General features: G+C 45.3%; 11 protein-coding genes. 3 read left to right on the top strand and 8 right to left on the bottom strand.

Going from position 1 to position 12403, the window contains the following annotated elements; all coding sequences use genetic code 11:
* Window positions 1-76: 76 nt before the first annotated feature.
* From J1C60_RS01020 to J1C60_RS01005, 4 genes are all read right to left on the bottom strand, one after another.
* Window positions 77-730 (bottom strand): pyridoxine/pyridoxamine 5'-phosphate oxidase, encoded by a 654-nt coding sequence (locus J1C60_RS01020; protein ID WP_206612509.1) that lies wholly within the window; start codon window positions 728-730, stop codon window positions 77-79.
* Window positions 731-851: 121 nt separating this feature from the next.
* Entirely contained in the window at window positions 852-2174 is a 1323-nt protein-coding gene (locus tag J1C60_RS01015) for a PQQ-dependent sugar dehydrogenase (protein WP_128176936.1), read from the bottom strand.
* Window positions 2175-2186: 12 nt separating this feature from the next.
* Entirely contained in the window at window positions 2187-2612 is a 426-nt protein-coding gene (locus tag J1C60_RS01010; protein ID WP_128176934.1) for a DUF2231 domain-containing protein, read from the bottom strand.
* Between the two features lie 345 nt (window positions 2613-2957).
* On the bottom strand, window positions 2958-4097 hold the full coding sequence (locus tag J1C60_RS01005; protein WP_375139767.1) for an ABC transporter substrate-binding protein: 1140 nt from the start codon (window positions 4095-4097) through the stop codon (window positions 2958-2960).
* 254 nt (window positions 4098-4351) lie between these two features.
* Between J1C60_RS01005 and J1C60_RS01000 the strand changes: the two genes are divergently transcribed.
* The 3 genes from J1C60_RS01000 to J1C60_RS00990 all read left to right on the top strand — a co-directional run bounded on the left by J1C60_RS01000 (window position 4352) and on the right by J1C60_RS00990 (window position 8515).
* The gene (locus J1C60_RS01000; protein WP_128176932.1) at window positions 4352-6520 is read left to right on the top strand and encodes a TonB-dependent receptor family protein; all 2169 of its coding nucleotides are present in this window, start codon (window positions 4352-4354) and stop codon (window positions 6518-6520) included.
* A 553-nt stretch (window positions 6521-7073) separates the two neighbouring features.
* Window positions 7074-7724, top strand: coding sequence for a hypothetical protein (locus J1C60_RS00995; protein ID WP_128176930.1), 651 nt, complete (start codon window positions 7074-7076; stop codon window positions 7722-7724).
* A 194-nt stretch (window positions 7725-7918) separates the two neighbouring features.
* On the top strand, window positions 7919-8515 hold the full coding sequence (locus tag J1C60_RS00990; protein WP_128176928.1) for a transcriptional regulator: 597 nt from the start codon (window positions 7919-7921) through the stop codon (window positions 8513-8515).
* Between the two features lie 263 nt (window positions 8516-8778).
* Here the strand turns inward: J1C60_RS00990 and J1C60_RS00985 are convergent, their stop codons facing one another.
* The 4 genes from J1C60_RS00985 to J1C60_RS00970 all read right to left on the bottom strand — a co-directional run bounded on the left by J1C60_RS00985 (window position 8779) and on the right by J1C60_RS00970 (window position 12368).
* Complete coding sequence (locus J1C60_RS00985; protein WP_128176926.1) at window positions 8779-9288, bottom strand: hypothetical protein; 510 nt, start codon at window positions 9286-9288, stop codon at window positions 8779-8781.
* A 1-nt stretch (window position 9289) separates the two neighbouring features.
* On the bottom strand, window positions 9290-10249 hold the full coding sequence (locus J1C60_RS00980; RefSeq protein WP_242080466.1) for a winged helix-turn-helix domain-containing protein: 960 nt from the start codon (window positions 10247-10249) through the stop codon (window positions 9290-9292).
* A gap of 639 nt (window positions 10250-10888) precedes the next feature.
* Window positions 10889-11314: a DcrB-related protein gene (locus tag J1C60_RS00975; RefSeq protein WP_164877281.1), complete on the bottom strand. Its 426-nt coding sequence runs from the start codon at window positions 11312-11314 to the stop codon at window positions 10889-10891.
* A gap of 16 nt (window positions 11315-11330) precedes the next feature.
* Window positions 11331-12368, bottom strand: a complete 1038-nt coding sequence (locus tag J1C60_RS00970) for a fimbrial protein (RefSeq protein WP_164877280.1) — start codon at window positions 12366-12368, stop codon at window positions 11331-11333.
* Window positions 12369-12403 lie beyond the last annotated feature (35 nt).

Raw genomic sequence — 12403 nt, 5'->3', positions numbered from 1 at the left:
ATAAGGCGGCCAGACGAATAAAAGGTATACTCGTAGCAGTACGTTGCGGGTATACCTTCTCCCAATCAGACAGGAATCAAGGCCAGAGCCGTTCTGTTCTCCAATTGTCACCTTCCCGAAGATAACGTAGTCGCGTATGTCGACGCTGTTCATCCCCCTGCCAGAACTCCACACTTTCCGGTAATACGGCATAAACTGCCCAGTGCGGAGCAACCTTCTCCGGGTTCGCTTCCAGTTCACGCAGCTGTGCCACCAGTGCGTCGTCCAGTTCTTGCGGATGTTCCAGTTGTTCGCTTTGCCGCCCCAATAGTGCCGCTGCCCTTGATCCCAACGGACGGGCACGAAAGTCGCTAGCATTAACCTGATCGCCCTGGTCAATTGCCTTGCCGCGAAGACGAACTTGCCGACCGAGTAACGGCCAGTAAAATGTGATGGCAACCTGCGGACAATGCGCTATTTGCTGCCCTTTAGGGCTGTTACGGGTTATTGCGAAGTGCCAGCCGTGCGCATCAACATTCTTCAGAATTAACACGCGGGCATCTGGAAAGCCCTCGCTATCTACGGTTGAAAGCGTCATGGCATGGGGTTCACGCAATCCGGCAGCGATGGCCATATCCAGCCATTCGGTAAAAAGGGATGCCGGATGGGAAGGCGCGGCGGTAATATCGAATGGAGTATAAGGCCCGGGAAGAGCTTTAAGCCCACGTAGACGTTCACGCATATCACTCATTAGTACAACCTTCTTAATGTAGCGCCATCATTTGTCAGGGGACAAAAAAAACGCCGGACAACAATCACTGGTTGTCCGGCGCGCTTAGCACGTCATTATCTAAAGCTAATGACGATATTATTTACTGCGCATTAGCTCCCGACACGCGCCATACGGTATTCCCCGCATCGTCGGCCAGAATTACTGCGCCCTTTTTGTCCATCGCCAATCCTACCGGTAAGCCATGAACCTGTGACTCATCGTCAGACAGGAAGCCGGTAACCACAGGTTTTGGCTGACCAACAGGTTTGCCATCTTTGAACGCAACCCAAACAACGCGATAACCATTGAGTGGCTTACGGTTCCAGCTACCATGTTCACTGATAAACGCACCGCCTTTATACTCTGCAGGCAGGTTATCTCCGGTGTAGAACAACAGGCCAAGCGGTGCCACATGCGAACTCAGCGCGTAATCTGGTTTGATTGCTTTCGCAACTAAATCAGGACGCTGTGGACGAACGCGTTCGTCAATGTTTTGTCCGTAGTAGCTGTAGGGCCAGCCATAGAAAGCGCCGTCTTGTACAGAGGTAAGATAATCTGGTACCAGGTCAGCACCGATTTCGTCACGTTCGTTAATGACCGCCCATAACTTACCGGTTTGAGGTTCCCACTGCAGTGCCGTTGGGTTACGTAACCCGCTGGCGAAAATGCGGCTGGCACCCGTGGCCGTATCCATTTCCAGAACAGCAGCACGACGGAATTCAGCACCGATACCGTTCTCAGTAATGTTACTGTTAGAACCCACACCAATATACAGCTTGCTTCCGTCCGGGCTGGCAAGCAGAGATTTGGTCCAGTGGTGGTTAATCGGGCCGCCAGGCAGATCGCCAACCTCAACACCAGGATCGGTAATTTGAGTTGCGCCGCTTTCATAGTGGTATTTCATCAGGCTATCGGTATTGGCAACGTACAGTGTGTCGCCAATGAGCTGCACGCCAAACGGTGAATGCAGGTTTTCCAGGAAAGTATGTTTCTCCCAGGTCTTACCATCGCCGTTAGCATTGCGTAGTAGCGTAATACGGTTGCCACCCGTACCATCTTTGCTGGCCGCCTTCTGCACCACGCCCATAATGATCTCTTTCGGTTTGCTGATCGGGCCGCCAGGACCGTTCGATTCAACCACCAGAATATCGTTATTTGGCAGGACATAAACCTGACGCGGATGCATAAAGCCATCAGCGACTTTTTCAATTTTTAATCCGTCAGCTACTTTTGGCTTTTCGTCATTCGTCCATGAAATACCGCTAGGTACTTTCATCGGTGGTAACAGAAAATTTTGCGCTTTTGGCAGTTCGGGATTGTCACCAATTTGCGTTGACGGATCCAAGGTTGAAGCGTTGTCGCAACCTGCAATAATCAGAGGCAGAGACAAGGTTAACCATGGTAAAAGACGTGATTTGCGCATCTGGACTCCTCCTTAAGCGGTGCGGTCGCGTAACGCGAGCTGCAAGTTAGCAATTAACAATAAGGCCACAACTATCGTGGACAGTGTAACGCCCGCAGGTACAACGGCCCACACATCACGGCTATGGATGAAAGCATTAAAAATAGACAGGACAATCGCGATCAAATTAAGCCAAAAATGCATTTTGATAGCGGAGCCTTGTGGATATGAAACACCCACCCATACCTGCACCAGGTTAATTAAGCGCGGGATAATAGCAATAAATAAACCAAGCGCTATCAACCAACTGGATGCCTGAGTCCAGTACACTTCAGTACTGTTGAGGTAAATGATATCGAAAATCCATGCTGCGACGAAGAAGCCGAGGTAGATGGGATTAAGTAGTTCGTACAACGCCACCGCCAGGGTGGAGTGACGACGATTGCCATTGGACTGCATTCACAGACTCCTTATTAGGAACAAGCGAAACAGCTACACCATTCCCCGTAGCCAAATCGCATCTCTTTGACCGATAAGTCAACCCTGAAACTAATATGACGGCACAGGATGCAAATTAGCCATCCAGGCCGTCATTACGTTAAAGAGTATTAGGCATTGTTACATAAATGCAACAACTAATGGAGCTGTGAGAGTAAAAAAATAGCCTGCTAACTTTTCGTTAGCGGCCCTCACCGACAATCAGGGGGAGAATAGAAAGTAAAAATCATGAAATGATGGGCGAAATATTTTTCCGCCCATGAGTGTTTATACCGCGCACAGAGGCTTTACGCGATAATACCCCTACTATTTATCCGTGGAAGCTGAAAGCCAAAACAGACCTGAAAACGGCTGGGCTAAAAATTGCTGATGAATAGCTTCTGCATCCGCTTGTGGATTTAAATCCTTAAAGAGCTCAGGGTGCAAAAATTTTGCAATGGATTCCACGGCCAGGATATTTAACGGGCTATCATAAAATTGATGATAAATTGCCATCACCTGGCGATTTTTGATCGCCTGTAACACGTTAACACCATTACGCGCCATCAGTTTATCCAGCCGTTGGTGAGACAGTGTGACGTCCGCGTTGTAGCCAAGCGGAACACCGATACTCTCTTTATAGCTGTCACTCCAGTCAGCCCCCGTCATCAAATAGAAGGCGGGATTGCTGGTGATAAGTTGCTCAAGGTTGATGGTTCCGCTTTTACCGGCAAAGAGTGCGCTCCCCATATTCACGCCACCTGCTGCCTGAATAAACTCCCCAAAGCTCCCCTTACCAAAAGTAAAACAACACTCTTCACCGGTCATCCCGGCGTGGCGTTCAATAAATACCGAAGGCCGCTGATTGGCAGCCAACGTACTGACACGTTGGTTAATGAGTGCCAGACGCTGTTGGTAAAAACGGATGTAAGCCTCGCTGCCTTCCGTTTCGCCCAGCGCTTGCCCCAGAATGCGAATACTACTGACGGTATTCGTCAGCGGGCGCAGACGAAAATCAATAAACATGACCGGGATACCGATTTTCTCTAACTGCGGTAACACCTGACTCTCTTTCAGCTTCGCCAGCACGCCATAATCGAAAATAATCAGATCGGGATTCATCCCGACCACCTTTTCAACGCTAAAGTCACTGAGATAAGCATTCTCAAGTATCGGCAATTTGCTGAGGTTGGGATACGCTGACTTATATAATTTGTAGAGATCGGGTGCTTTATTTTTCAGCGAGTTATCCCATGCAATAATCCCTTTGAAAGGATCGTCTGGATGCACAATTTGTAACGCCTGTAATGCACGAGCATCTGCCAGAATAATCCGCTCAGCCGGTTTTTTTAGTACTACCTGACGGCCGGCAATATCCGTCACCGTGACAGGGTTTGCGTAACTGGCAGGTGAAATAATCCAGCTAAACACAGTCAATAACATGATCGGTAACGATTTGAAAAACATAATTAAATCTCTGAAGTTAGTGATTCTAAGTGTGTAAAACAGGACGGTCAGCTACACCCGCGTCAGCGCCAACATTGTACAGGTCCCAGGTAAGTGATCTCAGACACAACATCAGCGGAAAGGCGTTTAACTGTAAAAATAGGTATTTACGGCGTCAATTTTTCCACATTATAATGTAAATCATTATCATTACAATTGCCTTTACCTTTACTATTCAATTCAAATAGTTTTGAATTCACAGGAGTTATACGTATATGTCTCTGGACTATCGTCGCCCTTTGCTTGTCTCGCTTATTGCCCTTTCACTTCCATCTTACGCAGCAGATAACGCTAAAGCAGCAGATAACGCTAAAAAGCCGGATGAAAACCGCACCGATTCACTGACCGTCGTCGGCAACTGGCTGGATAGTACCGACAGCGATACCGTGGTGCTGGATCATCCAGGTGCCCGGACCATCATATCGCAACAACAAGTTCGCGAAAAAGGGGGCGAAACGATCAGTGAGGCCCTGCGCGGTACGCCTGGTTTGCAAGTCCAGGAAAGTAACGGGACCGGAGGCAGCGATATCTCTCTTAACGTCGGCACACGCGGGCTGACTTCGCGTTTATCACCACGTTCAACCATCCTACAGGATGGCGTTCCTTTATCAGTCGCACCATATGGTCAGCCACAACTTTCTATGGCGCCATTATCAATGGGCAATATTCAGTCTATTGATGTTATTCGTGGTGGTGCCGCAGTACGTTACGGACCACAAAACGTGGGCGGCGTCATTAACTTTGTCACCAAAGACATCCCTGATACTTTTGGCGGCGCAGTCAGCGCTCAGACGGAAGGTGCTTCACACGGCGGACTTAAAACGCTGACCAGCGCCTCCGTAGGCGGCACGGCTGACAACGGCTTCGGTGCAGAGTTGCTGTATTCAGGTTTACATGGGCAGGGTTATCGTGAGCATAATGACAACACGGATATCGATGACTTTATGCTGAAAACCAAATACAGCTTCACCGATAAAGATGAATTACTGGCAAACTTTCACTATTACACCGCCAGCGCTGGTATGCCAGGAGGTTTGTCTAAATCACAGTATGCTGACAACCCGTTCCAGTCCGTACGTCGCTTCGATCAGTTTGAAGGCCGTCGCCAGGATATGTCATTCAAATATCGCCATCAGGAAGATAATAGTCAATTTGAACTGTTGACCTATTTTACGAAAAGCTTCCGCAGCAGTGATATCGCTAACCGGACAGCCACCGAAGGGAGCCATATCGGTGAAACTCGCCTGGCGTCCGCACCACGTAACTACACCACTTATGCGATTGAGCCGACTTACTCGCAGTTGTTCCGCCTGTGGGGTACCGCTCATGAAGTGACGCTGGGCTATCGCTATCTGAATGAAACCTCAGATGAAAAGGGTTTACGTTCAGACTGGTACAATCCGGATAACACGTTCACAGCACCCAACTCGCAGCTTGAGTACTATCAACATACCTCCGGCGGTACAGCCGCTCACGCAGCTTATATCGATGATGCCATCAATATCGGTAATTGGACGGTAACACCGGGGATACGTTATGAAAGCATCCGCACTCACGTAAACGATAGCTTCGCTAATATTTCGCGTGAGAAGCAATACAGCGAACCGCTGCCTTCACTGAACGTGATGTACCACCTTTCTGACTCCTGGAAACTCTTTGCTAACGCTAATACTTCCTTTGGTAGCTTGCAATATTTCCAGCTGACACGCGGTGGTAACCATGGCCAGCCCGCTCCGGGACTGGAACCAGAAAAAGCGCACACATATGAAGTCGGTACACGTTATGACGATACCGTGATCAAAGCGGAATTGACGGCGTTTTATATCGACTTCAGTAATCAGTTGCAGTACATCAACAATACCATCGGCTGGACCTCACTGGGTGCCACCAAGCATAAAGGTATTGAGATGGCATTCAGCTATGACCTGAGTGATCTCGCACCGATACTTGACGGCTCAAGCGTATACACGTCATATACCTACACCAAAGCGACATCCGTTAGCGGTGCATTCACCGATAAAGATCTGCCCTTCTATTCTCGCCAGGTATTTACCGTGGGCGCCCGTTATGCAACGGGTAACTGGGTATGGAATGTCGATAGCTTTGCACAATCAGGACAGCGTTCTCCTGGTTCTGCTGATTCAGGAAACGGCTATATCACTGATGAGAGTGAGGACGGCCAGTTCGGCGATATCGCTGGCTATATGGTCTGGAATGCGCGTGGCGAATATAACTTCGGTCCAAGCCTTTCCAATCTGACCGTAGGCGCGGGTATTAAAAACATCACTGACCAGCGTTATTACACACGTTCTACCGACAATAACGCCGGCAAGTATGTGGGCGAACCTCGGACCTTCTTTGTTCAGGCATCAATGTCGTTCTAATTCCTGCCACTGCCTGCAATTCAGTTGCAGGCAGTTGACTGGACAAACCGCACCTTTCTTTATGAAAGGTGCACCGTTATTCACTGCATAGCGTGTGTGTGATAAGAAGACAGCACATTTAGTGCCATATATTTCCCGTTTTCCTGCCGACCACGTTTCCCTCTAAATTAATTGTCCCTTACACACGCCTTCTTTCTCCTCAGGCATGCTTGCCCTGCCCACACCAGCACGCTTTACCGGCACATCCTGTAGACGAATATTATTAACTAATTCTAATACCCACTTGTATTCCATTACGTTCAAAAGGAAAAGAGGGTTAATTTAAGCATTTTATTAAGATGGAATTAAGATAAGTTAATATTAACTAATAGCAATTAAAAAAACATGATATTGAATGACTGTGACGGCACGTTATACTTTTATGTCTAACGGTTTCGGTGATTTATTAGCGAACCTCAATATTCAAATGAGAACAGGAATACGAAAAAACTTGCACCTCTGCTTTGGAGAGTAAGCCGCATCAGATTGATGCGTTTGATGTGCTCAGTAAAAAATGAAAAATAAGGAAGAAGACAAAATGGATATAACCAGGAAAAACATAAATGTTGCTTTAATCGATTTCTGCGAATTTACGAGAATCGGTATGTCTCAATTAATGTTACTTGCACAAAATGACAATATCAACATTAATATATCAAACTTTTCTAATGTAAAGGACCTAAACAATAGCGAACTATTACATGATATTATCATTTATGACCCCCTTAATAGCACTGATATCATCATCAATATCAATCAAGATGTCTTATCGATAAAAGCACGAAATCCCCACTCAAGAGTTTTCCTTTTTTCTACAGCAGCAGACTTTGTAAAACCCCCTCAGCAGATCGATGGCATGTTTAGTAAAAAAATATCCCTCAGCGATTTAAGTTTATTATGGGATATCATTATCAACAAAATCACGGCGCTGGGGGGACGTTTTAACGTGAACCTAACGACGGCGGGAAAATGCACATCTAATTTAAGCAATAGAGAGATCTCCGTATTAAGAGGGTACTCCGCCAATCTTAAAACAAAACAAATCGCCAGCTACATGGGCAGTGACATAAAAAAAATTTACTATTATAGAAGAACGGCAATCAATAAAATTGAAAACCTGCGTTCTTCACCATTTTACAGCAGTGCTCGCCGTTTTATGAACTAATTTACCCCGCGATAAGCGTCCCTCTGCATCCCGTATCACACAGGGAAAAGAGTATATGCTCTATCCGGGATAATCCGACTGCTCGATAAAACTGTTTTGAATATTGGGTTTTATGACATTGGATCGGAGCGCTTTCTGGCAGAAAAATCGTGCTAAAAAATAAAGGGAAATGACAACAAGGCTTAAGATATTGTATGCACAACTATTACATCATTAATGAAACAGTAGAGTTCCATCCGGTAACCAGTACCTTAAGGGATATTCATCACCCTGATATCGTTGTCACTCTTAATTCCCCTGCAGGTCGATGTCTACTGTTATTAATTAATCGGATCGGAACCGTTGTTACACGGCATGAGCTAATGGATACTGTCTGGAAGAAAAGTGGTATAAAGGTCACCCCAAACGCCTATTATCAAAACATCTCTATACTGCGAAAAGGCCTTAAGCGTATCGGATTAGGTGAAGAGATTATCGTCACGCTGCCACGTATCGGCCTGACGCTGGCGACCGGAACGCGTATAAGAAAACGGGTGTTCGAAGCGGCAGTGGATTGCGATCATGAAAAAAGCTATCACGCTGCTATTTCCGATCTTAGCGCGGAGAAACTTTCAGAAAACCATCTTCAACCGAATGTTGAAAAAATACCGGTTCTGGCAATCAAAAAGGAGAAGAGAGTTCCAGGATTTTTTTCGTTAACGCGTGGGGCTAAGGAACAACGGCATCCTATTAGATATGTCTTATTTTGCTTCCTATTTATACTCGTCGCTGTCGTTATCGTTTTCCTTTAATCGACTATTTCCCTAAAGATATTCTCATCATATCAACTCAAGAATGCACTGCTTTTTCTCTGACGTAGGTGCAGGCTATCGCATAAGCCCGCACCTACGTTTCGCCAGTGGCGTAACGCTGACTTTGCTAAGGTTCACTGCAAGGCGGTGACAAGACATATCGGTTGAATACAAACCAGGCGACGGCAAAGCCAATCCATGATCCAAAATGCAAGATATTGCTTTTCACTGTTTTGTCTGCAGGGTAATGATATCATCTCAATTCAGGTCGAAAAATTTATTACTCCACCGCCTTCTTGTATAGCAGGAACCGAGCAGATATACGTTGGAGGAGAATCAAAAAGGAAAAGGTAATTGCCATTCTGTAGCTTACGAATACGTATATAGAGGTTTTCATCCGGATAAACAAAAAATAACGGTTCGTATTTTTCCAGCCACTCATCACTGACATGGTCATCGGGAAACTTGATGCTCAGTTCTGAGTGTAAAGAATAGACGTGTCCTTCCCTCGTCACTCGGAAGGATATTTTTCGGTTAAAGGTTTTGTGTGGGTCGCTTTGTGCATATCCGCTCATACTAAGCATGCCGTGACTCCCATTAAAGTTATAGTGCATCCAGAGATTAAGCGTTTCATCAGAATGATGCTGAACAAAGTTTACCTGACAGGAAAATTCTCGGTCGCTGGAATATTGCCATAAATAATACCCCGTAAGTACAGTACTCAGAACAATACAGCCACAAAAAAAAACGAGCACTTTATGGTATTTCGTCATATTAACGTTCCTCAATAAAATAGTCGGAAATACATCGATTAGGTTTGCTCATGGGTTCATCACACCGTATAACGGAAACCCGTGGCCGCATAGCAGTCCCACTTATATATACCCAGGGATAACTTCCGCAATAGGCACTGAATCGCTTACCGTAGGTCAGCATTGTGTCACGTTCGGATTCCGCCTTGATATACGTTGGTAGATAGAAATGGCAACCGGCGGCCGAAATGGCAAAATGATAATTATCAAAAAAATGTTCCTTCTTATATACATGTAAACGTACAGCGCCAATACCAGCCAGCATGAGGGCAACAAGAAATAGCGTAGCGCTCAGGAACAGCGGAGAATAAAAGAATAACCCTGAAGAATCGCTCGCGACATTAACTTTCGTTAACACCTTTGGCGTTGATGTCGGCGTTGGTGTCGGTGTCGGTGTCGGTGTCGGTGTCGGTGTCGGTGTCGGTGTCGGTGTCGGTGTCGGTGTCGGTGTCGGTGTCGGTGTCAAGTCAATATCATCCTCGGCACAGACACTATCCTGAGGTATAAAACAAGGTGGTGAAATCAATGGCGGCTGATTGCTCTCTTGTTCTTCTGCTGCAACAACAGGCATGCATACCGATTCTTTTATTTGTATATGCGTATCGCTTGCCAGTGTTAAACCAATGCGCGGAATGGTCACAATCGGATCATCAACAAAACCAATTTCCCTCAATCCTTTGCGAAGAATATAAATATTCTGATAGTAAGTATTCGGTGAAACCAGCATTCCTCTCTTACGCCAGACGATATCCATAAACTCCTGTTGAGTGACAATCGTTCCGGCCCGTTCAATAAGTAGCAATAAGCAGCGACCCGCGGGAGAATTTAACACCACTACGTCATCCGGATGAGTCAGATCATGTAGCGTACTGGTCGCCGGACGAAACTCAACAACCCCTTTTATGACATAATTTTTATGCATATCTAATCTTGAATCGTCATCTCTAACCACTTTTGCCTCTTAAAAGCTAATATTACCTGCTGCGTTAATAGCCCACCACGCTCTTTCAGCGAGATCATTGAAAACCGCGGAGAGGCTTTTAACACCTGTACAAAGATTTAGTGTTGGAATGCGTGCGATGTCACCTTCTTCATCGTATTTATAAACTGACGATCATATTGTTACTTTGTGAGCGACACACTATCGTGGGACTCTTCTGTTTCAAATTTCGTTTTACAAAGCAGCAATTCATAACACAGGGAATATAATGCAAAAAGGCGCTCCTCCTCCTGAGGTATTTTATGCCGATTAACCTCCCCTCCTGGAAGCCTGGCGGTTTTCACGTTCATCAAGCAGGTCGCAAGTACGGGCATAATGGCGTCGTTACAGCAAGAAATGATGCGGGCAGGAAAATACACGTTGGGATTTCCGATTAATGCATACGACTACTGTCGGTGGGAACCGGGGAGAGTGATAAGAAAGTCTCCAATCACAGAGATACTTAATTAAAATATTGACACAATAATTATTACAACGCCCAGGACAGGCCGTCATTTATTATTGTTCACGCACCCGGAAATCAGAATATTCTTCAATGGACGGTATCCATTGGATTGATAATTAATACGCTTTAATGTTCTCAAACAAGGTGTTCACCTGACTACTGCCGCTATTCAGCGAAGTCTCATCTTTGAAGAGTGAAGAGAATAACATAATATGACCCGGTAGCCTTTCTGCCAGCACAATATATTGCCAACAGGTAATACCTTCTGTTGGCATGAAAGAAAAAGCCAACATCGCGACTTTAGAAAATATTCCGATTGACTCCGACATCAACAACGAAATTTGCTCATAGTTCTTACAATTCAGCTCCAGTATTCTAATCTGGTCTTGCAGATATTGTTCAAAAACCACCCCAGGTACTGGGGTGTCGCGGTTTACATTAACGACCTGTCCAGAAGCAAACGTGATGATATTTATTGTCTGAGTGCTGACATTATCAGGAAGATAAAAAACGCCTTCAGGACATCTATAATGCTGTGTCATTAAAATTACCCCTCTATTATTCATAATCAATATTATAAAACAGCACTGTCTGGAGTTCGCCAGGAGATAAATCTTTCGTGCCGGTAGCATAATATCTGGCACGCAGAGGAATACTTACCTCTTCCATTCTTTTTTCAAAGTTCCCGACAATAAAGTTTTTACCAGGTTCAACAGGAATATAATTAGCTCCGTTTGCCCCCTGAAGCAACTGTAGCGCAATATCCCTGGCTTTTTCCCCTGTACGAATATCCTTCCAGTAATAAAGCCCCTGTTTAGCCATCTCCGGTATACTATCACCTGTAATTTTCATCATAATATTTTGTGTACTCCATAGATTAGAGTTACAAATGATACTAACGACAAAATCTCTCTCAGGCGTTTCAACAGGGCCAGCAGAACGAATATTATTTATACTAAGTGAGTCAAGCGTAGCTGAAAAATTCCCGCTATCTTTTACTTCACAGGTTTGTGTAGTAAATTCTAATTTTTTAGCGCCTTTCATGAAATACTGTATATCGCCACTGTAAGCATCACCAACTTCAAAAATTACCCTATCATTTTTAGTGCTAATTTCCTTATTTTCTCCGGTCTTAACCAGTTCAACAGTAACATTGAGAACTGCTCGATCCAGGTAACTGTTATTTATGCTTCCATCGACCCAGGGAATAATCGTTTTGATCCCAGTCCCAAAGGCTTTTCTTGTTGTTCCCCGATCGCCATTGACCGTGACATAAACGGTCAAGCCACTGTTGCGGCCCAAAGCATCTGAAATATTCGCGCGCGTAATAAATATTTCTTCCGGCTCTTTTGTCCATGAACCACTTTTAGTGGCATCTTTGCCACACCATACGGTAATTTCCATATCTTTCCTGAACAGGACCGTTCCTATTGGTGCACTGGCATTGATACCATTTGGCAAATCCGTGTTAAAATTCAACCCGGAGTTATTAAAATAAGGCGAATCAGTCCCGCATTTTAAACTGGCATACGCCGGAAATGTCACGGACACGATTACCGCAACGAAGACTAACAGACAGACATTTAGCTTAAACATAAATTTATTCCTTTTCGCATTTATCAGAGACATTC

It is taken from the genome of [Pantoea] beijingensis, from assembly GCF_022647505.1.
Classification (GTDB): Bacteria; Pseudomonadota; Gammaproteobacteria; order Enterobacterales; family Enterobacteriaceae; genus Erwinia; species Erwinia beijingensis.
The sequence above is the reverse complement of the archived record's forward strand: the minus strand, read 5'-3'. Positions and strand labels throughout refer to the sequence as shown.